Source organism: Lentzea sp. NPDC005914 (genome assembly GCF_040629405.1).
Taxonomy (GTDB): Bacteria; Actinomycetota; Actinomycetes; order Mycobacteriales; family Pseudonocardiaceae; genus Lentzea.
Genome location: NZ_JBEXVQ010000011.1, coordinates 74,883 through 97,370, shown reverse-complemented (window position 1 = coordinate 97,370; position 22,488 = coordinate 74,883). Strand labels below are relative to the sequence as shown.

The 22,488-nt window shown below is 69.3% G+C and carries 20 protein-coding genes and 1 pseudogene; 8 read left to right on the top strand and 13 right to left on the bottom strand.

The features are described 5' to 3' along the window. Positions 1-29: 29 nt before the first annotated feature. The 8 genes from ABZ345_RS18035 to ABZ345_RS18000 form a co-directional block, all read right to left on the bottom strand. Positions 30-1,931, bottom strand: a complete 1,902-nt coding sequence (locus ABZ345_RS18035) for a glycoside hydrolase family 44 protein (RefSeq protein ID WP_359849374.1) — start codon at positions 1,929-1,931, stop codon at positions 30-32. A gap of 158 nt (positions 1,932-2,089) precedes the next feature. Continuing rightward, positions 2,090-3,670, bottom strand: a complete 1,581-nt coding sequence (locus ABZ345_RS18030; protein WP_359849371.1) for a translation factor GTPase family protein — start codon at positions 3,668-3,670, stop codon at positions 2,090-2,092. A gap of 136 nt (positions 3,671-3,806) precedes the next feature. Then, positions 3,807-5,468, bottom strand: a complete 1,662-nt coding sequence (locus ABZ345_RS18025) for an ABC transporter ATP-binding protein (RefSeq protein WP_359849368.1) — start codon at positions 5,466-5,468, stop codon at positions 3,807-3,809. A gap of 294 nt (positions 5,469-5,762) precedes the next feature. Then, positions 5,763-6,443, bottom strand: a complete 681-nt coding sequence (locus tag ABZ345_RS18020; protein ID WP_359849365.1) for a chitinase — start codon at positions 6,441-6,443, stop codon at positions 5,763-5,765. Then, complete coding sequence (locus tag ABZ345_RS18015; RefSeq protein WP_359849362.1) at positions 6,443-7,279, bottom strand: glycoside hydrolase family protein; 837 nt, start codon at positions 7,277-7,279, stop codon at positions 6,443-6,445. Before ABZ345_RS18015 ends, ABZ345_RS18020 begins: the two co-directional genes overlap by 1 nt. 11 nt (positions 7,280-7,290) lie before the next feature. After that, positions 7,291-8,025 carry a thaumatin family protein gene (locus tag ABZ345_RS18010; RefSeq protein WP_359849359.1) on the bottom strand — a complete coding sequence of 245 codons (735 nt, stop codon included), beginning with the start codon at positions 8,023-8,025 and terminating at the stop codon, positions 7,291-7,293. 45 nt (positions 8,026-8,070) lie between these two features. Then, positions 8,071-8,538, bottom strand: coding sequence for a MarR family transcriptional regulator (locus ABZ345_RS18005; RefSeq protein ID WP_359849356.1), 468 nt, complete (start codon positions 8,536-8,538; stop codon positions 8,071-8,073). Positions 8,539-8,635: 97 nt separating this feature from the next. Further along, the gene (locus ABZ345_RS18000) at positions 8,636-8,866 is read right to left on the bottom strand and encodes a hypothetical protein (protein ID WP_359849354.1); all 231 of its coding nucleotides are present in this window, start codon (positions 8,864-8,866) and stop codon (positions 8,636-8,638) included. Between the two features lie 129 nt (positions 8,867-8,995). Here ABZ345_RS18000 and ABZ345_RS17995 point away from each other — a divergent pair, with 129 nt between their 5' ends. Continuing rightward, positions 8,996-10,177, top strand: coding sequence for a helix-turn-helix transcriptional regulator (locus ABZ345_RS17995; RefSeq protein ID WP_359849351.1), 1,182 nt, complete (start codon positions 8,996-8,998; stop codon positions 10,175-10,177). After that, positions 10,167-11,126, top strand: coding sequence for a LuxR C-terminal-related transcriptional regulator (locus ABZ345_RS17990; protein WP_359849348.1), 960 nt, complete (start codon positions 10,167-10,169; stop codon positions 11,124-11,126). Before ABZ345_RS17995 ends, ABZ345_RS17990 begins: the two co-directional genes overlap by 11 nt. Before the next feature lie 52 nt (positions 11,127-11,178). Here the strand turns inward: ABZ345_RS17990 and ABZ345_RS17985 are convergent, their stop codons facing one another. The 3 genes from ABZ345_RS17985 to ABZ345_RS17975 form a co-directional block, all read right to left on the bottom strand. Then, entirely contained in the window at positions 11,179-11,592 is a 414-nt protein-coding gene (locus ABZ345_RS17985; RefSeq protein ID WP_359849345.1) for a cysteine/serine endopeptidase inhibitor, read from the bottom strand. A gap of 61 nt (positions 11,593-11,653) precedes the next feature. Further along, positions 11,654-13,642 (bottom strand): hypothetical protein, encoded by a 1,989-nt coding sequence (locus tag ABZ345_RS17980; RefSeq protein WP_359849342.1) that lies wholly within the window; start codon positions 13,640-13,642, stop codon positions 11,654-11,656. Between the two features lies 1 nt (position 13,643). Further along, positions 13,644-15,155, bottom strand: a complete 1,512-nt coding sequence (locus ABZ345_RS17975; protein WP_359849339.1) for a sulfatase — start codon at positions 15,153-15,155, stop codon at positions 13,644-13,646. Between the two features lie 189 nt (positions 15,156-15,344). On the opposite strand from ABZ345_RS17975, the gene ABZ345_RS17970 reads away from it, so the two are divergent. Together ABZ345_RS17970 and ABZ345_RS17965 are read left to right on the top strand one after the other, a co-directional pair. Continuing rightward, a complete protein-coding gene (locus ABZ345_RS17970; RefSeq protein ID WP_359849336.1) occupies positions 15,345-16,382 on the top strand; it encodes a hypothetical protein in 1,038 nt (345 codons plus the stop codon). A gap of 223 nt (positions 16,383-16,605) precedes the next feature. Continuing rightward, on the top strand, positions 16,606-16,809 hold the full coding sequence (locus tag ABZ345_RS17965; protein ID WP_030475722.1) for a cold-shock protein: 204 nt from the start codon (positions 16,606-16,608) through the stop codon (positions 16,807-16,809). Positions 16,810-17,226: 417 nt separating this feature from the next. Here the strand turns inward: ABZ345_RS17965 and ABZ345_RS17960 are convergent. After that, positions 17,227-17,799, bottom strand: a pseudogene (locus ABZ345_RS17960) (inorganic phosphate transporter); the annotation flags it as partial. 167 nt (positions 17,800-17,966) lie between these two features. Between ABZ345_RS17960 and ABZ345_RS17955 the strand changes: the two are divergent. Beyond that, on the top strand, positions 17,967-18,206 hold the full coding sequence (locus ABZ345_RS17955) for a three-helix bundle dimerization domain-containing protein (RefSeq protein WP_359849332.1): 240 nt from the start codon (positions 17,967-17,969) through the stop codon (positions 18,204-18,206). 318 nt (positions 18,207-18,524) lie between these two features. On the opposite strand, the gene ABZ345_RS17950 is transcribed toward ABZ345_RS17955, so the two are convergent. Continuing rightward, positions 18,525-19,019 (bottom strand): SRPBCC family protein, encoded by a 495-nt coding sequence (locus ABZ345_RS17950; RefSeq protein WP_359849330.1) that lies wholly within the window; start codon positions 19,017-19,019, stop codon positions 18,525-18,527. Between the two features lie 132 nt (positions 19,020-19,151). On the opposite strand from ABZ345_RS17950, the gene ABZ345_RS17945 reads away from it, so the two are divergent. From ABZ345_RS17945 to ABZ345_RS17935, 3 genes are all read left to right on the top strand, one after another. Next, a complete protein-coding gene (locus ABZ345_RS17945) occupies positions 19,152-20,018 on the top strand; it encodes a helix-turn-helix transcriptional regulator (RefSeq protein ID WP_359849327.1) in 867 nt (288 codons plus the stop codon). A 66-nt stretch (positions 20,019-20,084) separates the two neighbouring features. Next, a complete protein-coding gene (locus ABZ345_RS17940; protein ID WP_359849324.1) occupies positions 20,085-20,981 on the top strand; it encodes an MBL fold metallo-hydrolase in 897 nt (298 codons plus the stop codon). 66 nt (positions 20,982-21,047) lie between these two features. Beyond that, the gene (locus tag ABZ345_RS17935) at positions 21,048-22,481 is read left to right on the top strand and encodes a carboxylesterase family protein (protein WP_359849322.1); all 1,434 of its coding nucleotides are present in this window, start codon (positions 21,048-21,050) and stop codon (positions 22,479-22,481) included. Positions 22,482-22,488 lie beyond the last annotated feature (7 nt).

Sequence of the window (22,488 nt, the reverse complement as noted above, 5' to 3'; positions counted from 1 at the left end):
GAGGTGACCGTTCACACCAGCGGGGTGGTTCAGGTGGGACTGCAGATCAGCCTCGGTGCAGCCGCTGCACCGTTGGCCTGGAACCCGAACGTCGTACCTCCGCCCGCACCGATCGAGCCGTTCCACCCGACGTCCGCGGCGACCACGCCGGCCGCGTTCTGCGTCAGGGTGGCGTTCCACGAGTTGGTGACCTGCTGGCCGCCGGGCCACGTCCAGGCGACCCGCCACCCCTTCATCGCCGTGGCGCGGTTGTTGGTGACGGTCACCGTCGCGACGTGCCCGCTGCCCCAGTCACCGTTGACCTGCAAGCTCGCCGAGCAGCCGGCCGGCGGCAGGACCAACAGCGTGATGGAGTTCGCCGGATACGTGGCATCGACACGGCCGTTGCTCACCGGCAGGTCGCTCCCACGCACGATGGCACCCAGATCGGTTGTGCCGTAAGTGAACCGCTGTGCCGCACCGGCGCTGTCGAACCCGGCCACCGACAGCGGCGAGGTCAGGTCGTCCGCGGTCTTGTTGACGACCATGACGGTCAGCGCCTTGTCGGACGAGCGCTCCGCCGCGTAGACGGCCAGCCGCCCCTGGTCCGCGGAGGTGCCCGACACGCTGACGTCACCGAACCGGCTGCCCGCGCCGTCGTAGTTGCGGTACATCCGGAACGCGTACGCACCCGGATCGGTCGGCTTGGGCTCGCCCCACATCGTGGCGAGGTCGAGGCCTTCACGTCCGAAGACGCCCAGGATGTCGGCCTGCGCGAGGGCGCCGTTGATGTCGTCCAGCGCACCCCAGTTGTACTCGGTGATCGCGGTCTTGGTGCCGGGGTTGTACTGGGCGATCCACTGCTTCATCGTCCGGATGAACTGCAGCGGCGGCGCGTTGACCCCGCCGGGGCCGATCCAGGACTCCTCGACGTAGGTCGGGTCCCACAACGAGCGGACCGAGCGCAGCCGCAACGCGTTGGCCTCGGGGTTCTTGTCGCCGCTGATCTGCGGGTAGAAGTGCTGGTCGAAGTAGTCGAGGTAGCGCTTGCCCCCGTGCGCGTCGCTGTAGTCCTTCATGTTCTTCAGGTACCACTGCGACAGGTTGAGCCCGCCGTGCGCGGCAGCGTCCGCACCCGGACCGCAACCGTCCACACCGGACGCGACCCACTCGCAGTACCCCCAGCCGGACGGGCCGAGCACCGCCGCACTCGGGTCGGCCGCCTTGATCGCCGCGGCGGTCGCGGTGCCCTTGCCGCCCAGCTCGTCGTACGAGACCAGCTCGGGGTGCACGTCGCGATGCGTGCTGGCCCAGAGCACCGGCTCGTTGTCGAGCTCGTAGATCGGCACGCCACCCTGCGCCGCCGTGCCGAACCTGTCCACCAGGTGCGTCACCATCTCGCCCGCGAACGCCGCGTCCGCCCTGATCGAGCTGTCCTCGGGCACGGCGGCGAGGGTCTTGCCGTCGAGCTGCCCGTTGCCGCAGTTGGGATCCCACTCGTCGAACCTGTCCTGCCGCGGGAACCGGGTCGCCGGAAAGCCGCACGTGAACGGATGTGACGACGGCGAGTCCTTGGCCACCCAGCCGCTCATGGGCACCGTGACGACCGGCTTGATGCCGCGGCCGAGGTTGGACCCCACCATGCCTTCGACGGTGTGCGCCTCGTCAGCGACGATGTTCTCGAAGAACCAGTCACTGCCGGTGTTGTAGGTGTGGTTCTTGAAGTTGTAGCGGCTGGCCGCGTTGCCGCCCCATCGTGCCACCGACTGGCCGATCTCGGCGTTGAACGCCGGATCGCCGCCGTTGAGGCCGTAGATGCCGGGGCTGATCGCGTGCCGGGCGGCGGACACGTCCACCGCCAGCGCGGGCCCGTCGGTCACCGCCGCGGCGCTCGTGGCCGTCTGAACCGTGAACGTCGCCGCGACCAGTGACGCCGGGACCACGACTGTCATCGCCCTCGACATGCGCCGATGCATGTGAGCCTCCAATGGCAGGGTGCAAGAGGCATTTCTGGGAGCGCTCCCAGTACGGAGGGTAACGACACATCGAGCCTCGGCACCATGGGCCGAACGTCGTCTTTCGCTGGACCGAGCAACCGAAGGCCAACGCTTCAGGCGTAGTGGTCGAACTCGCTCTCCAGCACACCTTCCCCACGGGTCAGCGAGGGCAGCCGTCGTTGCAGCTCGTACACCCGTGCCGCCGGGACAAGTCCTTCGAGCACGGTGGAAGTCGTCGTCAGCGGAACGGCTCCGACCTTGCCCAGCGCGGCGAGCACCGCGTGCAGCGCGTCGGCCGGAATCTCCAGCCGGAAGCGGTGCATCGGCTCGCACGTCACGGTTCCCGCCCGCCGCAACGCTTCCCGCAGCACGATCGGCGCCAGGCCCCGGAAGTCGCCCGCCACGCTCACCGGTGACGAGTATCCGGAGTGCGTCATCGTGACCGTGCAGTCGTGAATCCGGTCAGCGCGCAACGTGTCGCGCACGGCGTCCTCGACGGCCCTGAAGAACGCGAGCGGCAACGAGCCCAGCTCCACCTCGAGCCGGAACTCCTCCGGCCCCGGTTCCACCCGGAACCCGACGGTGGCCGCATACGGGTTCTGCCCGAGGAACCGCACCGCCTCGCCCACGCCCCGTGGACGGTGCACGCGGACCGTCCTCGTTTCGCGGAACGTGACAGCAACGCCGTACTCCAGCGCGAGCGTCGCCTCGATGACCTCCTTCTGCACCTCGCCGTACAACGAGACCACGATGTCGTCGCCGTCGAGCCGCAGGTTGATCAACGGGTCCTGCTCGGCGAGCTGCTGCAGTGCGGCGTGCAGAGCCACCCGGTTGTCCGACTCCACAACGGTTTCCAGCGTCGGCGGCGCGAAGTGGTGGACTCGGTCGTGACGAGCGACGCCGATCGTGTCGCCGATGCGGGCGTCGAGGCCCCAGAGCTTCGCGATCTGCCCCGCCCTGGCGGTGGCACGACGCGGCGCGGCGCCTGGCTCGAACACCGCGATCCCGGTGACTTTTCCTTCGCTGTCACCGATTTTCACCCGATCCCGCACGCGCACGGTCCCGGAGAACAGCCGCACGAACGCGACCTTCTCCCCCGCCCTGCCCCGTTCGACCTTGAACACCGTGCCGGACAGCGGCCCGTCGGCCACGCCGGTCGCCAGCGACAACGACGTGACACCGGCGATCAGTTCGTCAAGGCCGGCACCGGTGATCGCGGACCCGAAGTAGATCGGCGCCTCGGTCTCGAGCTTCTCGGCCACGTCGCGCGCCACCCGCGGCCCGTCGGCGCCACGACGGTCCATCTTGTTCACGAACACGACGGTCGGGATCTCCAGGCGCCGCAACGTGCGCATGAGCACGCGGGTCTGCGCCTGCACGCCCTCGACCGCGGACACCACCAGCACGGCGCCGTCGAGCACGTCGAGCACCCGTTCCACCTCGGCGATGAAGTCCGGGTGGCCCGGTGTGTCGATCAGGTTGACCACGACGTCGCCGACGACGAACGACGCGACGGCGGACTTGATCGTGATGCCGCGCTGCCGTTCGAGCGCGAGCGAGTCGGTCTGCGTGTTCCCCGCGTCCACGCTGCCGAGTGCGTCGATGACACCGGCGGTGTGCAGCAACCGCTCGGTGAGGCTGGTCTTACCAGCGTCGACGTGAGCCAGAATCCCCAAGTTCAAGGTGCGCGACAAGCGTCATGTCCTCTAGATAGGCAACGAATACCTTCTGGGTGAACACGAACGCCACGCGCATGTGCCTTCTCCTTGTCCGGACGACTGGTCAAGCGCAGTGGAACAGGCCCGCGGCCCGCGCCGCAACCGAAATTCGTCACTTCCGGGTTTCGCCGGTGAGCAGCTGGGTGGCGGCGAACTCGGCGTACAACGGATCACCGAGGACGAGCTCGTCATGGGTGCCGGTGGCCCGCACGGTCCCGTTGTCCAGCACGACGATCCGGTCCGCCTGCGTCACCGTCGACAGCCGGTGCGCCACCACGAGCACCGTCATCGTCTTCGCCGCGGTCATCACCACGTCCCTGATCGCCATCTCGTTCGCGGCGTCCAGCTGTGAGGTGATCTCGTCGAGCAGCAACAACCGCGGACGGCTGATCAGCGCGCGGGCGAGCGCGACCCGTTGCCGCTCACCGCCGGACAGGAAGGTGCCGCGGTGCCCGACGGGGGTGTCCAGCCCGCCGGGCAGCCGCTCGACGAGCGAGTCCAGCCGGGTCTGCGCCACCACGTCGCGGATCTCCTCGTCGGTCGCGTCCGGGCGGCCGTAGACGAGGTTCTCGCGCAACGACCCGGACAACAGCGGCGCGTCCTGTTCGACGTACCCGATGCCCGCGCGCAGACTCGCCAGATCCCAGTCCGCCAGGTCGCGGCCGTCCAGCCGGACGCGGCCGGAGTCCGGCTCGTAGAACCTCTCGATCAGCGCGAACAACGTCGACTTCCCCGCACCGGAAGGACCGACGAACGCGGTCATGCCCAACGCGGGCACGTCGACGCTCACGCCGCGCAGGACCTCCGGCAGGTCCGGGCCGTACCGGAACCGGACGTTGGAGAAGGTCAGGCGAGCTCCGCCCTCCCCCACCTCGGCGCCACCGGTGCCGACCGGCTCGGTCTGCATCCGGTCGACCTCGCCCAGCCTGCGCACGGCGGCGAGCCCGATCTGCAGCCTGCTGCCGGCGTGCAGCAACTGCCCGATCGGCTCGTTCAGGTAGAACAGGAACAACAGGAAAGCCACCAAAGTGGACAGTGAGATCGCTCCGGTCGCGACCCGCGCGCCGCCGACGCCGAGCACGGCGAGGAACGACGCCTGGACCGCGAGGCTGTTGGCACCGTGCACCAGCGATTCCCACCACGCCGAACGCACACCGGCACGCCACGCGTTCTCGGCACCGCGTTCGATCGCGGCGATCTCCCCTGCTTCGGCACCGGCCGCCTTCACGGTCCGGAAGGCGCCGAGCACGCGCTCCAGCCGTGCACCCGTCTCACCGACAGCGCTCTGGGCGGCGTGGGACGCCTTCTCGATCATCGGCATCCCGGCCAGGGCGAGCACACCCACCACCAGTAGCACGGCCGAGGTGATGCCCAGCAGGACGAGGTCCATCACACCCATCATCACGACCATCACCACGGTCGTCGCCGAGCCGGTGACGAGTGCGACGAGGGCGTGCGTGCACACCTCACGCAGCAACGTCGTGTCACCGGTGAACCGGGACAACAGGTCTCCAGGCTCCGCGCGTTGCACCGCGGGCACACGCAACGAGAGCAACCGCCGGGCCAGCCGCTTCCTGGCGACCAGCACGACCGACTCGGCGGCACGTTCGAGCAGGTAGTCACCGGCCATCGCGATCAGGGCGCCGGCCAGCGCCAGCCCGACCAGCAACGCCAGCAGACCGGTGATCGAGTCACCTGAGCCCAGCCGGTCCACCAGTGCCTTGGCCGCCAACGGTTGCGCGGCGGCGGCAAGACCGCTCAGCAGGAACAGCATCCCTCCACAAAGGATGGTCCGCCGCTGTGGCCTGGCGTATCCCAAGAGAGTTCGCCAGGTCGCGCGGTCAGTCGCGGTGCGCACGGTGAAACAACTCCGTCTTCCTTGATCGTGGCCGGGGATCACGATCATCGGCCAGGCGGCATGCCTCGCGGCACCCGTGAACCAGCCGAACCGTCCAGCCGAGTGACCGGGCGACACCCGCCACCTGGGGGCCGTGGCCACAGCACGAAAAACCCGCCGACCTGGGTTTTCACCCAGAATCGGCGGGCTGATCCGACTGAGCCGCGTGGCTCAACAGGACAACTGGTCACCAGGCCGGACGTCGAGGATCCCGGTGAACTCGCGGTACGCCCGCACACGACTGGCGACCTGCGCCGGGTTGCCCCCGTCGCACTCGAGAGCGCCGTTGATGCTGCGGATGGTCTCGCCGAAGCCTCGGCCGCGCACCATCGCCTGGTGCGGCGTCATGCTGCCGGGGCCGTTCTGCGTCATCCAGTACCACAGCGCGGCGCGCCACGAGAGCGTCGCGTTGGTCTGCAGCAGGTTCGGACGGTGCAACAGGTCGGCGCCCAGCGCGTCGCCTGCCGCCTTGTAGTTGTAGTTCCAGCTGAGCTGCAGCGGCCCGCGCCCGTGGTACGCGGCGGGACCTTCCGGGCAGCCGAACGGGCGGGGCTCGCAGTAGTCGCCACCGGGGTTCTGCTCGACCACGAACCGCAGGCCGCCGGTCTCGTGGCTGACGTTCGCCAGGAACGCGGCGAACTCCTGCCTGCGCACGGCCGGTTCCTCACCGTTGGCGAACGCCGGGAACGTGTTCGCTGCCTGGCGCAGGCTCGCGAACGTGTAGAAGTCGTTGCGGTTGGGGAACATCCGGTCGAACTGGGCCGGCGTGACCATGAACGCGTCGGCCGACGCGGGTGGGGTGACGACGGCGAAAAAGGCCGCCAGCACCAATCCTGCGACACGGAACCTCATCAGCCTGCTGTCCTTTCGACGGATCGGTAGGCACGGCCCACCTCGTTGGGCGTCGCGCCTCGGTACAGACCGGTGCCACCGCGGTCGGCAGGGAGCGCGAACCACGCGTAGCGCTCGACGAACGGCAGGCCGTGCATCATCTCCGCGGCGTCACGGGCGAACGTCGCCAGCTGCCGTTGCGTCGGATACCTCGGCACCGGACCGGAGAAGTCGATGAGCGCGAACTCGGTCACCCACAACGGTTTGCGGTGCTTGTCGTGCACCGATTTCAGGTAGCCGCGCAGCTGGCCGACGGCGGCGGGCCCGAAGTCGGCGCCGTACCAGTGCAGCGGGATGAAGTCCACGCGGAGGTTCCGCGCACGTGCTCCGGCGAGGAACCGGTCCAGCCAGCCTCCTTCCCGGTCCGCGCCACTCGCCACGGCGGGTGCGCCCATGCGGTTGCCGGTCGAGGCCAGCCGCGGCCAGAGATCCAGCGCCTGGTCCACCGTCATGTTCGCCTGCTGCGGCAGGTCGGGCTCGTTGAAGCCCAGCAGGTGCGTGCCCTGCGCCGCCGCCTGCCGGAGCCGTTCCGGCGTCACGTGATCGCGGCCCCAGATCGTCGGCACGAACTCCACACCTGGTGGCGGGTCGATGTCACCCTTCGTCGAGTCCCAGTTGTGGAACCACCCCGCGCCCACGTCGTCCAGCGCGGCCCTGATGCCGGGCATGTGCCACGTCGCCACCCCCTTCTTCCGCACCGGCGCCGCCTCGGCCGTTCCCAGCGTCAGCAACGGCGCCGCCATCGCCGCGGCCAGCACGGCACGACGGCTCGGCCCCTGTGTTCCCTTCTCTGACAAGGCTCCCCCAACTAGTGGAACGTCACGGTCAGCTTGTTGCAGTCGCGACAGCTGAACATCGTGCGATTACCCGGCTCGGTGTCGTGTTTCGACCAGCTGTACGCCTTCGGGCACGCCCTGGCGATCGCGTTGCTGTACGGCGTCTGCGCGTCGCGGTTGGGATTGACGCACAGCATCGGCTTGCCGGTGCCGGGGTGCCTGCGCAGGTTCGCGTCAGGACACGCGGGCAGGAGCGCGCCGGGACATCCGGCGACACCGCAGAACTGGCCGTTGGGCGGCGGGCCGTTGGTGGGGTTGATCGTGATGGGGACGTTCACGCCGTTGACGTAGCTGACGTTGTACCAGGGCGCGGGCTCGTCACGCGGTTCGAAGGTGAACTCGGCCAGGCTGGCGGGCTGTTCGCCGGTGGTGCAGTGGGTCGGCCGCGCGCCGCAGTCCCCCACCAGGCAGTGGAACGTCGAGCCCGGTTCGCCCTTGCAGTACTGGCGGGCGAAGAACTTGCCGCTCCACTGGTTCGCCGGCCCGAGTGGAATGTGGACACTGGCGGACTCGCCCGCCTCGAGCTTCGGCAGGTCGCCGATCTTCACCGACCCCTCGTTGACGCCGCTGCCCACCCAGATCGGGCCGCCGGTCTGGTTGACCAGCTTCACGGTGTACGGCGGAGCGGCTGAAGCCGTTGGCGCGATGAGGGAAGCTGCCAGCGCCAGCAGCAGGACTATCCACAGTGGACGTAATTGGGTTCTCACACCTCGAAAGCTAGTGAGGCCGGCGTCCACTTCGGTACTACGGTGCTACCCCAGCATTTGCCCGAGCGCCAGGTGGAACACCTCGCGCTGCTCCTTGTCCAGTGACGCGAGCATGCTCGCGTCCAGTTTCTGGATGGCGGCCAGCAGCACCATCGCGGCGCCCTGACCCTCCTCGGTCGCGCTCAGCAGCACCTGCCTGCGGTTGGTCTCACTGCGTTCGCGGTCGCAGTAACCGAGAGCGGCGAGCTGGTCGGCGAGGCGGCTCGCGGCCTGCTTGGTCATCTCGAGCCTGCGCGCCAGGTCGCCGACCGTGCCAGGCCGGCGCGCGAGCTCGATCGTGAACCAGAAGGCGGTCTGCGGGATCGGCCGGTAGTCCTGCGCCTCCAGCGCGTCCTTCATCGCCTCGCGGTAGCGGCGCAGCACGACCGCCAGCCGCTCCGGCGTGGTCCTGGCGCCGCGGTCGCCCGTCACGACCTGCACATCCGGAGAACCGGCGAACGACCTGGGCTGCATGCCAAGACGATACCCACACGACAAATAGTCTCACAATGCGACTGTCGCAAACATTGACAGTCGCACAGTTGCCTCGTACGGTCCCATGCGTGCTCCGTTATCGCGTGACGACCACGCAGGCGCTTTGTGTGAGCGCTCTCGCGATCGTGCTGGCGTCATTGGCACCGGTCAACGCGACAGCGATCACCGCCGTGCGCGTCGAGTTACTCCAGCCGGCCAAGGCCGGCTGCCAGAAGATCGTCACCGAGAAGCGGAGGAAGCCTCCGCCGCGATGCCGCCCGTGCCCGAAGCTACGCGTGGGGAACGCCAAGGCAGTCAAGGCGCTCAAGAAGAAGAGAGTGCGACTGCCCAGGCGATGCGTGCCGGTGCCGGATCTCACCGCCCTGCCCACCGGCGTCGAAAGTCCGCCGGTCCGCAGGCGCCGAGTGCTGACTTGGGGGACCTCAGCATGCGCACGATGTCTCGCCCGGATAGCGGCCGGACCGGCTGTCTCGCCGCGATGGCCATCCACCAGACGTTCCGCGGTGCGAACTTCCCGGAGGCCGCGCGTCTCGCCCAGGCCGCGCTGGACGCCCGTTCGTGCCGCGACGACCCGGTCTGCGTCTGGCGCGCCATGGTCGGTCTCATCGCCGCCGGCGACCTGGTGACCGCGGGCGCACACGCGGAGCGCTTGCTGGACGATGTGAACCCCGACCTCGCCGACGAACGCCGCCGCCGCACCATGCACGCGCAGGTCCGCGGTCAGATCGCCCGGCTGTCCGGCGACCTGGCGACGGCGCGCGTCGTGCTGGCGGACACACCGCCGGCCAGGAGTTCCCTGCGGCTGCTGTCCGCCGCGTTGCTGATCGAGGTGCTGGTCGACGCGGGCGACGTGGACGAGGCCGAGAAAACCTTGCTGGCCAACGACTTCAACCACGAGCTGTGTCGGCCGTCGGCGATGCGCCCGATGCTGCTCACCGCCCGAGCGGCGGTGCATCTCGCGAAGGGCCACCCGTTGGCCGCATACATCGACTATCTCGTGTGTGGGCAGGACTTCCTCGCCATGGACGTGACGAGCACGGCAATCGTGCCGTGGCGCGGGAAGGCGGCGCTCGCGGCACACGCCGCGCAACGCGTGGAGCTCGCCCAGCAACTCGCCGCGGCGGAACTGGCCGCCGCCCGGCGCTGGGGTGAACCACGCGTCGTCGGCACCGCCCTGTCCACGCTCGGACGGGTGCGCGGAGACGACGGAACGGCGCTGCTCACCGACGCCGCCGACCTGCTGGCCGCGGCGGGCGCACAGCACGAACTGGCCGCCACCCGGCTCGAACTGGGCCGCAGGCTGGCTGCCCGCGGCGACACCCGCGCGGCACGCGGCGAGTACGCCTCGGCGCACACCTCCGCCACCCGCACCGGGAACCCCGCGCAACTGCGGCAGGCCACCGAAGCGCTGGCACAGCTGGCCCCGGCGCCCGCACAGGCGTTGACCAGGCAGGAGGACCTGGTCGCCGGGCTCGCCGAAGCGGGGCTCAGCAACCGTGCCATCGCACAACGCCTGTTCCTGACCGTCCACACCGTCGAGGCTCATCTGTCCAATGTGTACCGAAAGCTCGGCGTCAGCGGCCGCAAAGACCTCTCCGGAGCGCTGCGTGCTCGATGAACGCACCGTGCGCGCGGTTCAGCTGACCAACCAGGGCACGGACCGCGTCACCGTCATCGCGCTTGCCAGGGACGTCCTGGCGTCGAATCCCTCGGCATGCGACACGCACCACTGCTTGCTCGTGCTGGACCACGCCGGAGAGCCGGCCGAGCCACCACAACACCCCACGGACGCGTCACACGCATCCGCGTTGATAGATGCCGGCCTGCACGACGAGGCACTGGAAGTGCTTCTCCGTCCCGACGAGTCCGCCGAGCACCTCTTCGCCAGGGGCCGCTTCAACCAGGAACAGGGCCATCACGACCGCGCGTACGCGGACTTCACGGCCGCGGGGCGGGCAGCCGAGGCGGGCGGCATCACCAACCCCGCGGTACTCCCCTGGCGCTCCGCCGCCGCTCTGAGCGCCCACGACGCGGGCAGGCCCGTGGTGGCACGATCGCTGGCCGAGGCCGAACTGGTGGCCGCCCGCCGCTGGGGCGCGCCACCCGCGGTGGGCCGCGCCTTGCACGCGGTGGCACTGACCGGCGACCCCGCCCGCGCCGTCGACCACCTCACCGCAGCGGTTCAGCTGCTCAGCACGTCGGCCACCAGCCTGCTCCCCGCCCGGCACAACCTCGCGCAGGCGCTGGCCACCAGGGGCAGCCACGCCGAAGCCGCCCGAACCTGCGCGGCCACGCAGGCCATCGCACGGCAGCTCGGCTGTCCACTGTGGATCGAGCGCACCCGCGAGCTCGGCGAACGGCTGGACCGGCTGAGCCTGCTCACGCCGCAGGAGTCGAGAACGGCCCTGCTGGCGTGTGCCATGAGCAACCGCGAGGTGGCCGCCGAGGTGGGCGTGACCACCAGAACCGTGGAGCTGCACCTGTCCCAGGTCTACCGCAAGCTGCGCGTGAAAGGGCGGCGTGAGCTGAGCCGGGTGATTCTCCGGCTCGGCGTCACGCCGCCCTGATCAACGCTTCAGCGGTGTGTCCCGGAAGGCGCCGGCCTTCCGGGACATCCGATCAGCCGCGGACGAACTTCCACTTGACGTCGATGACGCCCTGAGCGGGGTTGGCCAGCTTGCGGAACGCCGGCAGACTCAGGTCGACGTGGTCGCGGTCGCAGCCCATGCACTTGTCCTTGACCCTGGCGCGCACCTTCTTGCCGTCGTGCGTCACCTCGACGAAGACGTTGCGGCACAACCGGTCGTTGTTGGGGTTCGGCGCGGTCCAGTAGACCGGCGACACCGCGACCAGAATCTCGGTGCTCGCATCGATGTTCTGGCCGCACGCGCCGAGTCCCGCGTCGTCGTAGTAGGTCGCCTTGCCGTCGATCACCCTGCCGAACGGGACGGCGGCGCTGGCGTCCAGCGTCGCCACCAACGAGATTGCCGTGGCCGCACCGAGAACGGTGAGGAACCTTCGCGTGATTGTCATGTCACCCAAGCTATTCACGCTCGAGGCTCCCGCCCATCTCGGTGCGACCCCAGAGTTTCCCTTACGCCCCACTACATCCAGCACGACCCTGCGGCGGCAGGGTGAACAGGATCACCGAATGCGCCGGCACACTCGTGGTGAACGCGTCGGAGCCGACGGAGCGGCAGGACTCGGACATGCCCACCGCGTTGGGGTTCTGCCTCGTGTTGGCCGAGGAGAACCTCTCCGGCGCCACCGTGCGCACGCTCGCGCGTCCGTTGCCGGCGAACCCCCGCAGCACCACCCTGGCGTCGACCGAGTCGCCCGCCACGGGAGAACGGTTCACCACCAGCACGTGCACGGTGCCGTCCGGTGCCCGCGTGGCGGTCACGGCGAGCTTGCCGTAGCCGTCCCGGCACCGGTCCTGCGGCGTCCCCTGCCCGTCGCACATCTCGGCGTCGTCGGGGTTGCGCTGCGGGTTGCCGGAAAGCGTCTGCCGCACCCGCACGCCACCGGCGTCGAACATCGGCCGCACGGCCTCCCGGGCCCACGCCTCGGCGGAGTACACATGTCCACGGCCGAGCACCGTGTACATCCCGTCGGAGCTCAGGTCGTTGCCCTCGGCCCACGGCACCCCCAGCTCCAGCCAGTCGATCCACTGGCTCGCCATGTAGAGCGCGTGCGTCATCGAGTAGGTGTACTCGGGATACACCCCGCCGCCGTCCGGTCCCCACAACGCACCGAACTCGGAGATCGCCAGGTAAGGGTTGCCCGAGGCGTTCCGCCGGACCGCGTCACGCAGGGCAACGAACTTCCGGCGTTCGTTCAGAGCGCCCAGCAAGTGCCAGTCGTGGCTCTCCACCTTCGAGTCCCAGTCCGCGGTGTTGCTGCCCCGGAAGTGCGTGTACGGGTGCGTGGTGAGGCAGTCGTACACGCTGCCCGGCGGAATCCCGTTGCCCTTCAAGGCCTCGAACTTCGGCACGAACGCGGGCTCGCCCCACGAGGCGCACACCTCGAGACCCGGATCGACGGACCGCATCGCCTCGCGGAACTCCACATATCCTTTGTGGACGGACGTGTAGGACGCCACGACCGCCTGGCCCCTCGGCGGGATCATGCCCCGCCGGCCGTCGCCGAACGTCACCGAGCCGCGAAACTCGTCGAGCACGTACTGCCTGGCCTGCGGACCGCCCAGTGTCTCCACGCGTTGCCACACCTCGCCGCCGACGCGCAGCTCGAAGTCGCCGGGCCGCGCGGTCGGGTAGTTGAGGTCGAACACCTGGTTCGCGGTGCCGTCGCTGGGCACGTCCGCGGTGCTGCCACCGCACGCCCCGCCGGGCGTGGACAGCTTGCCCAGCTTCTCGCCGTCGATCCGCCGGGAGCCGCCGCGGATGTACTGTTCGAGCGCCTCGTTCTCGTTCTGCGACATCCAGTAGCGCTGGTTGGGGTGGAAGTTCTCGTTGCCGAGCTCCCACCGCGTAACCCCGTAGGGCTGTCGGTGACCGGCGGGCCGGAGCTCGGCCCAGTCCACGCCACCGTTGGGGTTGACGCCGTCACCGGCCGGCGTGTTCAGGTACTCCACGAGGTCGGCGGCGTCCGCAGCGGTGCCGATCGCCATCGGAACCATGATCTGCGCCTGCGCACCGAGCGCCTCGGTGAACCGCATGTGCTCGTCGAGCCCGTACGACGGCAGCCTCGCGGCAAGCACGTCGTCCGCGGGGTCGCCCGGGTCACCGAGCTCGATCCGCCCGTCGCGCTGGCAACGACGGTCGGCGCCGATCGTGCCCTTCCACTGCGTCGTGTTGGCGACCGTTCCGCCCGGCCAGCGCAGCACCTTCACGCCCATCGACCGGGCCTTCTCCAGCGCGTCGGGTGCGGGCCGGTCGTTCACCGAATCCCACGTGCCGTAGCCGTCGAACGTGTAGCGGTGGTTGACACCGAGAAACGCGCCGGGCACCGCCCCCTCGTTCTCCCCCGTGAACACGGTCAGCTCGGCAGTGGCCGCCGCGCTGCCGGGCGCGCTGGCGACCATCGCCACCAGCGCGACCGCGAGTGCGTTGTGCAGCCTCAACTCAGCCTCCCCGCACGTGGGCCGCGGCCCAGCAGTTCTGCCGGCATCCGGCCAGCTCCCGCAGCGGACCGGCCAGCTGCCCCGCCCGCGGGTTGTTCGGCTTGTTGTTCTGCTGCAACGGATCTGCCTTGAGGTCGTAGTACTCCTTCTCCCCGTTCGAGTACTCGACGTACAGATCGTTCGCGGTGCGGACCGCCTGGTACGACGGCGTGGCCGCGGCGAGGTCGTCGAAGTCGGGATCCGCCTCGGTCCCCTGCGGCCTGCGATGCTCGACGAGCGCGGCGTTGCGCCAGTTCGGCTGGTCCTGGTTGCGGATCAACGGCAGCAGGCTCCGCCCGTCGCGGTCAGCCGGCGCGGCCCCGGCCATGTCCAGGAACGTGGCGAACAGGTCGACGTTCTGCGCGATCTCTTCGCGCACAACGTTGCCGCCGCCCGCCCGTCCTGGCCGCTTGACCAGGAGCGGCACGTTGACGTCGTGGTCGTACGCCGTGCCCTTGCCGCGGACCAGCCGGTGCTGACCGAGGTGAAACCCGTTGTCCGAGGCGAAGACGATGAACGTCTCGTCCCGTTCCGCCGGCGTGAGCTTGGCCAGCACCCGCCCGACCATGTCGTCGACCGACTGCACCATGCGAACGCGGTTGCGGAAGTCGGTCCGCAACTCGTCGACCACGTTGTCGCCCAACGGCTCGCGCCTCACCCAGCCCGGCTTGTCCGAGGTGTCCTCGTCGAACGTCGGCAGCTCCCGTGCCACGTCGATGCTCAGACAACCCGGTCCACCGCAGTCGCCCTGGGGGAACTCGCCTCCCGGCCGGTCACGAGGCGCAGGAGGAAACCGCGGCTCACCCTGACCGGGCTGGAACGGCACGCGCTGGTGCGGCGCGAACGTCGCCACCTGCAAGAAGAACGGCCGGTTCGGCGCCTGCGCCCGCGACCGGTCGATGAAGTCCTCTGCCGTACGCGCCAGCCGGTCGGTCAGATAAGTGTCCGTGTCCCGCACGAGCCGCCTGACGCCCGTCTCGCGCACGTAGTCGGTGATGCCGTAGTCGCGCTCGGCGTAGCCGGATCCTCCGACGACGTGCCACTCGTCCCACCCGACCGGCACCTTGAAGTTCTCACCGACCGGATACTCGTTGATGTACTTGCCCATGTACCCGGTGCGGTAGTTCTGCTGGTGCAACGCGGGCGCGTACGTACGACCCTCATGCCGCTCGAACGCCGGATACCCACCGTTGTCGGCACCCTCGTTCGTCAGCACCCCGGTGTTGTGCGGGTGCTCGCCGGTGAACATCGAGGCACGCGAGGGACAACACAGCGAGTTCGACACGAAGTAGTTGGCGAACCGCGTCCCGCCGTCCGCCAGCGACCTCGTGTTGTCCATGTACTTCAACAAGTCCGACGACAGGTCGTCGACCAGAAAGAAGATGATGTTGGGCCGGGAGGCCTGTGCCTGCAGCGGCGCCGTCGCCGCGACCGTCCCGGCCAGCATCAGCAGCACCAAAACGAACCGTCTCATACTCCCGGCACGCTAGCGACGCTGACCGCTGCCGCACTACTTCGGTGCGACCCCAGGATCGGGCGGGCTGCTCGCGTCCCGAACCACTTGGCAAAAACAGGCAATCACGATCAACGGGTGGTCAGCCCGCGTCGCGTCGTGTACGGCTTGTCCGATACGAGGTCGCCACGGGATGGCGGAGGGGTCGTGATGGCGAGTTCTGGGCGCTTCACCTGGAATGTTGTGCGGTTCTCGGTCCTCACCGCGGTCGCCGCGCTCGGTCTGGTCGCGGGAATCGGGTTGATCCAGACCATGGCGACCAACGCGGTGCACACGCGTGCGACTGTCGAGGTCGAGGGCAAGGTGGTCGACGGGTACCGGCCTCCCGACGAGAAGGCCCTTGTCGTGTGGGACGACCAGGAGGGCCACGAGCAGACGACGTGGTTCGAGCTGGACGAGCCCGACCACTGGGCGCCAGGACGTCCGTTCCGCCTCCGCTACGACCCGGACGAAGGCAACCCGAAGGAGAGGGGACCGTACCTGCCGGCCTTGGACCGCGAGAAGGTCGTGTCGGCGGAAGCCGGCGCGCGCAACGCCGAGGAGGCCACGGGGTGGGAAAACTGGTGGCCCACAACGGTGATCGGCGCGGTGGTGTTCCTGGTGCTGCTCGCCTGGGCCACGCGCGGCTGGCTGAACCGGTCGGCCGCAGCCGGACGTTCCGAACCCGTGCAAGTGGTGGTGGTCCGGGGCCACAGCGACAACCTGGGCGCGAAGAAGAGCATGGCACTGCTGCTCGCGCCGCCCGAAACCCCGCTGGACCCGGAGGCGCTGGCCGAACTGCCGGACGTGCCCCGCGTGGTCCCGGGAGCGCAGTGGCAGCGCGTCTACTGGCATCCCGCACTCGAACGCCTCACCCCCGGCCAGACGGTGACAGCGCGACTGAAGGACGGACTCGGCGCGCGGGCGGTGGTAGAACCAGAGCCGCACGTCCGCATCTGGCCCGCGGGAAGGCTCCGTGCCAAGTCGCGCTGGGGCATCGTCTACACGATGCAGCACCCCAGGCCGCATCCCCGCTGGGCCAACTCACCGCACCCGCCGCTGGCCGTGTGGCTCGTGCCGATTCCGGCGGGCGTGCTCGGCGCCGCGCGCGGCCACTTCCTCGCCGACGCCCCGCTGATCATCCTCGGCCTGCTCGTCATCACCACGTTCCTGTGGGCCTGGTACACCCCGGCTCCGGCGGAGAACTGACCGGCGGTGGTCGCGTCCGCAACCGGCCCACGAGCCCGCAGAGCCGGGTCGGTGCCGGCCGCCAAGATCCGCGGGTGTAGCATGATGGAATCTGTCATGGCTTCGAAGTGCCGTTCGCCCGTGATCGCAGGTCACGGGCGTTTTGCTGTTCAGTGCCTTCGGCCATGACGGACCATCCGGCTCCCGCACGGTGCGGGTGCCACATTTATGCTTGGAGTGCACCATGGCCACCGGAACCGTCAAGTGGTTCAACGCCGAAAAGGGCTTCGGCTTCATCGAGCAGGACGGTGGCGGCGCCGACGTCTTCGCCCACTACTCGAACATCGCCGCTCAGGGCTTCCGTGAGCTCCAGGAGGGCCAGAAGGTCTCCTTCGACATCACGCAGGGCCAGAAGGGCCCGCAGGCGGAGAACATCGTCCCCGCCTAGTCCTACTGCCGCCCGCTGATTCGACAGCGGTGAGCACGAACGACACCAGAGCCCGGCCGGATGATCCATCCGGCCGGGCTCTGTCCTGCTTGGACCTCGCGACCAGCACGACCGTCGCCGAAGGACTCAGCCGCTGCAGAGGCCCGCGACCTTCGGGTCGGCGCACGGCGACGCTGCCTCGGGTGCTCAGCCTGATCACCGCGCCTGGGCACAACGTTTCGCAGGCGCCGGCGAGGTTTGGCGGCGGTCGAGGCGAACGCCGCGGAACCGCTGAGGGTCAGCGAGTCTCCCACGCAGGAGAGGTTCGCCGGCCGGTCGACCGGGGCAGCAGGAACGCCGTCAGCGCGCTGGTCAGGAAGATCACCGTCAGCCCGGCCCACAGCGGGGTGCAGGGACCGGTGCGGCGCTTGGTCTCCTCGTCTTCTGAGCGTCGTTCGTGCCGTGCGCCAGCGACACCAAGGACGCCGAGGCGATCTGCCCGTACCGAAACCCGCGTGTGGCCGCCTTCGCCCTGCGCGTGATCGTGTAAGCGAGATAGGTCCCCACGCCCGCGACCACTCCGGCGATCAGCGGCGACGCGACAGCGGGCACCAGCACCTTCTCGACCACGGCACCGAACCTGACCGCGTCCGACCCCGCCGCCACCCACGTCGCCCCGATCAAGCCCCCGAACAACGCGTGCGACGAACTGGAAGGCAAGCCCAGCAGCCACGTCGCCAAGTTCCACACCACCGCCCCGACGAGCCCGCCGAACACGACCGCGGGCCCGATCCGGCTCTCGTCGACCAGCCCGCTGGCGATCGTGCGCGCGACCTCGATCGACAGGAACGCACCGACCAGGTTCAGCACACCCGACACCGCCACAGCGACACGCGGCGACAACGCACCGGTCGCGATCGACGTGGCCATCGCATTAGCGGTGTCGTGAAACCCGTTGGTGAAGTCGAACGCCAACGCCGTCACCACCACGACCACAACAAGGACTTCCATACGCCGCTGAGTTTCCGCTCCGGATGAACGCACGCGTACCTGAAGATGAACTTCGCGGCAAGAGGCCAGCAGCGCTAGCCCGACGCGCGGCCGTCCGTTTGGGCAATTCAGGCAGAGGGCAACCTCTACCCGAATGGTCAGCCGGAGAGGATCAGCCGGGAGGAGCCATGACCCCAACCCTCAACGGACACAAGGTTCGCGACCCACACGACCTCCACGCCGAGATCGAAGCCCAACTCGACCTCGCCGCCGAGGAAGCCACACGACTGTGCGACGGCAAGGCGGACTACCGGACGGTCAGGCAAGCGGTGTCCGAGGCCTACGACCGCCTGTCCCACGAAGCCAAGTTCCAGAACTTCCTGCCCATCCTCGCCGCCAGAGCCGCCCACCAGACCCTGTGCGGTTGACGAGCCCGGCCCTACGATCGCCGGATGTCGGGGGAAGGCCCGGGCACCGGAGCCGAGGAAGACTCGCCAGGGCGCCAGCCGCGCTATCGCACCTGTATCCGCGCGGTCGTCAAGCTCGCGAAGGTGTCAGCGGACGGCACCGTGACCGGTGTCGACTCGTGGGGCGGGACTGGGCGTACTCGAAGGCGCTGTGCGAGGACAACGCGCGGATCGAGGGAAGTCTCCGCCCACACGACGTCGTGACCCCGCGGACCGGCGGTCGTCGTGCCGACGGCACAGCAATTCCCCGACGCCCTGGTCACCAGGCACATCGCGCTGCTACCGCCCTTCCCGAGACGACCTGACCTCCAGCCGATTATTCGCAACCCATTCCGCGAGCGATGCGAGCGTGCTTTCCGCACTCGCCGCCATGTAGTCGCGCAACGCGGCGACCTCGGCACGCGTGCTGCCGAGCACCGGGTCCAGGCGCAGCAGCCGCCAGGACTGCTCGGCCACGGTGCCGCGGCCGCTGGCCTGGAAGGTCCAGCTCCATTCGACGATGCCGTCGTCCGCTCCCCCGACCACGAACGCGAACGCCGCGCCAGGTTCGGCTTTCACGACCTGCGAGCGGGTGACCCATTCCTTGCCGTCCCTGCGGTTGCGCCCGCTGAACCACGCGCCGACCTCAGGCCCCGCACCGTCGTCATAAGCGACCTCGCTAGCGTTGGGGCTCCACCGGCTGATCGCCGACACGTCGCTGACGAGTCGGTAGACGTCTTCCGGAACGGCGTCGATCCACGCCCGGCGGGTGAAGGTGAACTCTGCCGCTTTCATGGAATTCCTTTGTTCGAAGAGTGTTCCAGCGGCACCCAGTTCATCGTCCGGTTCGATCGGGTGCCACTCCCGGCGTTGGGTATCCCTGGCTGGGAGAGGCACGCCGTTCAGGCCGCGCCCATACTCGGTTCCATGAGCGAAACTGCCCGGTTGGGGGCCTTCCTCAAGACGCGGCGTTCGCAGCTGCGTCCCGAGGACGTCGACGTCGCGACCTACGGTGAGCGGCGCCGGGTGCCGGGTCTGCGGCGGGAGGAGCTGGCGCGGCTGGCCGGCGTCAGCAGCTCCTACTACACGCGGCTCGAGCAGGGGCATTCGGAGAGCGCCTCGCCCGAGGTGCTGGACGCTCTCGCCACGGCCCTGCGGCTGGACGAGGCCGAACGGCAGCACCTGCACGCTCTGGCCAGGCCCGCCAAGGCCCGGCGGGCACGCCGGCCCGCTCCCGAACGCGTGTCGGAGGCGACGGGCCAGCTGCTCGACGCGCTGGCCGGCGTTCCGGCGATCGTGCTCGGCCGCCGCAGCGACGTGCTGGCGTGGAACCGGCTGGGGCACGCGTTGTTCGCCGGGCACCTGAACTTCGACGCCGTGCGGTCGGCGCCCCGCCCCAACATGGCCCGGCTGGTGTTCCTCGACGCCCACACCCGTGAGCTGTACGCGGACTGGCCGAGCAAAGCCAAAGCAGTGGTGGGGAACCTGCGCCTGATGGCGGGGCAACACCCGGACGACACCGCGCTGCACGAACTGGTCGGGCAACTGAGCGCGAAGAGCCCGGAGTTCGCCACGATGTGGGCCGACCACCGCGTCAGGGCGTGCGCGACCGCCGTCTACGAGATGAGGCATCCGCTGGTGGGTCCGCTGGTCGTCACCCAGCAGACCCTGAACACCGGGCAGGGTCCGAACATCGTCGTCGCGACCGCGGCACCGGACTCGCCGTCGCACACCACCCTGGCCCTGCTCGACCAGGCCACGGCAACGCCGCCGGTCCCGGCCGACATCTCCTGATTCCCGATCCAACACATCTGCGGGGTGTGGCGCTGCCGCATGCCCGAAACCGTTGAGGTGCAACGAATGAACGAGATCAAACTCGGCGACGTCACGATCACCAGGGTCGAGGAGACGCACGGCCCGATCATGCCGGCCGCCCAGTTCTTCCCCGATCTGCCCGCGCCCGCCTGGCAGGAGCACCACGCGACGCTGGTGCCCGACCACCTGGACGACCAGAACGATCTGGTCAAAGTGGCGATGCAGACCTGGTTGCTGCGCAGCGAGGGCAGGACGATCCTCATCGACACCGGTGTGGGCAACGGCAAGTCCCGTCCTGCCGTCGACGCGTGGGACCACCTGGAACTGGACTACCTCGGCAACCTCGAACGCGCCGGCGTCCGGCCGGAGGACGTCGACCTCGTGGTCAACACCCACCTGCACGTCGACCACGTCGGCTGGAACACGCGGCTGGTCGACGGCGCATGGGTGCCCACGTTCCCCAACGCCACCTACCTGATGCCCAAGGCCGACTTCGAGTTCTTCAACCCGGCCACCAACTCCGGCATGGCCGGGGGCGTCAACGAGAACGTCTTCGAGGACAGCGTCACTCCCGTCCACGCGGCGGGCCAGGTTCAGCTGTGGGAGGGCAGCCACCTGATCGACACCAACCTGCGGCTGGAGTCCGCGCCCGGCCACACCCCCGGCTCCAGTGTCGTCGTCCTGAGCTCCGGCAACGACAATGCGCTGTTCGCGGGCGACCTGATGCACACCCCGCTCCAGGTCACGCATCCCGACCACAACAGCTGCTTCTGCGTGGACCCGGTCCAGTCCCGCGCGACCCGGCGCAGGCTGCTCGGCTGGGCCGCGGACACCACTGCCCTGGTGCTGCCCGCTCACTTCAGCGGCCACAGCGCACTGGAGGTCGAGCACCGCGGTGACGGCTTCGCGATCAAGAACTGGGCACCGTTCTCCCGGTACTGACAACAAGGTCCGGGGTCGTCACCGGCTCGGCGACCCCGGATTTCCGCACCACAGCGAGGAAATCCGATGCCACCGACAGACGCGACCGTCGCCACCACCACGTCCGGCCAGATCCGCGGACACCGGCACGACCACGGCACGGTCTTCCTCTCGGTCCCCTACGCGGCACCTCCGGTCGGGGCCGCGCGCTTCACAGCACCACAACCTCATCCCGGATGGACCGAGATCCGCGACGCGACCCAGCCGGGCCCCACCGCGCCCCAGCCCGTCCGGGACCAGTTCGGCACACTCGACATGTCGCCCTACTTCGGCCCCGGCTGGCGACGCGGTGAGGACTACCTCACGGTCAACGTGTGGGCCCCGCGACGCGACGGACGCCCCCACCCGGTGATGGTCTTCGTGCACGGTGGTGGCTTCGTCGCCGGCTCCAGCCACGCACCGCTCTACGACGGATCGGCGTTCCTCCGCGACGGCGTAGTCCTGGTCACCGTCAACTACCGCCTGGGCGTCCCCGGCTTCCTGCACCTGCCCGACGCACCGGACAACCGCGGCCTGCTCGACGTGCTCGCGGCCCTGCAATGGGTCCAGGACAACATCAGCGGCTTCGGCGGCGACGCGGGCAACGTCACGCTGTTCGGCCAGTCCGCCGGAGCGATCATCGTCGCAGGCATCCTCGCCGACCCGTCCGCACAAGGACTCTTCCAGCGGGCCATCGTCCAAAGTGGAAGCGGCACCGCGGCGTTCACCCCGGAACAAGCGACCATCGTCACCACAGCGGTCGGCCACGCACTCGGCCTCGAACCCACGGCGGCGAACCTCACCGACGTTCCCGACGAACGCTTCCTGGAAATCCTCCCCCGCCTCAACGAACTAGACCTCCGCACCTCCACGAACCACGACCCCCTCGGCGGTATCACGAGGTTCGGCGTGATCAGCGAACGCCACCCGGCCGCCGCGATCGCCGGCTGCCGGGCCGACCTGCTGACCGGGACGAACCTGGACGAGGGAAACCTTTACCTGGCACCACTCGGACTGCTCGCGGGCAGCACCGACGCCGACGTCCACGACACGGCCGCACGATTCCACCCCGACCCCACCGCAGCCGTACACGCCTACCGGCAACGGTTTCCGGATGCCGGCGCGGCAGAGCTGCGCTCGATCCTGTTGGGCGACGGCCTGTTCGGCACCGGCACCGCACTGCTCGCCGCAGCACATGCGACGGCCGCGCCAGGCCGCACCTACCGCTACGAGTTCGGCTGGCGTTCCAGCGCGCTCGACGGGCAGTTGGGCGCGATCCACGTCGTGGAGCTGCCGTTCGTCTTCGACCACGTCTCATTGCCCGCGCTACGCGGGCGCGACGCGTTGCTCGGCGACGTGGACCCACCGACCGAGCTCGCCGCCGGCACGCACCGCGCGTGGGTCGCCTTCGCCAGGACCGGCGACCCAGGCTGGCCTCCCTACCGCGGCCTGGGAGGGCACATCCAGTCCATCGGGCGGTGAGTTGCCA

What these genes read in the sequence shown, in the direction of transcription:
- ABZ345_RS18035 (WP_359849374.1), bottom strand. Translation starts at nt 1,931, where the DNA reads ATGACAGTCGTGGTCCCGGCGTCACTGGTCGCGGCGACGTTCACGGTT.
- ABZ345_RS18025 (WP_359849368.1), bottom strand. Translation starts at nt 5,468, where the DNA reads ATGCTGTTCCTGCTGAGCGGTCTTGCCGCCGCCGCGCAACCGTTGGCG.
- ABZ345_RS18020 (WP_359849365.1), bottom strand. Translation starts at nt 6,443, where the DNA reads ATGAGGTTCCGTGTCGCAGGATTGGTGCTGGCGGCCTTTTTCGCCGTC.
- ABZ345_RS18005 (WP_359849356.1), bottom strand. Translation starts at nt 8,538, where the DNA reads ATGCAGCCCAGGTCGTTCGCCGGTTCTCCGGATGTGCAGGTCGTGACG.
- ABZ345_RS17995 (WP_359849351.1), top strand. Translation starts at nt 8,996, where the DNA reads ATGTCTCGCCCGGATAGCGGCCGGACCGGCTGTCTCGCCGCGATGGCC.
- ABZ345_RS17985 (WP_359849345.1), bottom strand. Translation starts at nt 11,592, where the DNA reads ATGACAATCACGCGAAGGTTCCTCACCGTTCTCGGTGCGGCCACGGCA.
- ABZ345_RS17975 (WP_359849339.1), bottom strand. Translation starts at nt 15,155, where the DNA reads ATGAGACGGTTCGTTTTGGTGCTGCTGATGCTGGCCGGGACGGTCGCG.
- ABZ345_RS17970 (WP_359849336.1), top strand. Translation starts at nt 15,345, where the DNA reads ATGGCGAGTTCTGGGCGCTTCACCTGGAATGTTGTGCGGTTCTCGGTC.
- ABZ345_RS17965 (WP_030475722.1), top strand. Translation starts at nt 16,606, where the DNA reads ATGGCCACCGGAACCGTCAAGTGGTTCAACGCCGAAAAGGGCTTCGGC.
- ABZ345_RS17955 (WP_359849332.1), top strand. Translation starts at nt 17,967, where the DNA reads ATGACCCCAACCCTCAACGGACACAAGGTTCGCGACCCACACGACCTC.
- ABZ345_RS17950 (WP_359849330.1), bottom strand. Translation starts at nt 19,019, where the DNA reads ATGAAAGCGGCAGAGTTCACCTTCACCCGCCGGGCGTGGATCGACGCC.
- ABZ345_RS17945 (WP_359849327.1), top strand. Translation starts at nt 19,152, where the DNA reads ATGAGCGAAACTGCCCGGTTGGGGGCCTTCCTCAAGACGCGGCGTTCG.
- ABZ345_RS17940 (WP_359849324.1), top strand. Translation starts at nt 20,085, where the DNA reads ATGAACGAGATCAAACTCGGCGACGTCACGATCACCAGGGTCGAGGAG.
- ABZ345_RS17935 (WP_359849322.1), top strand. Translation starts at nt 21,048, where the DNA reads ATGCCACCGACAGACGCGACCGTCGCCACCACCACGTCCGGCCAGATC.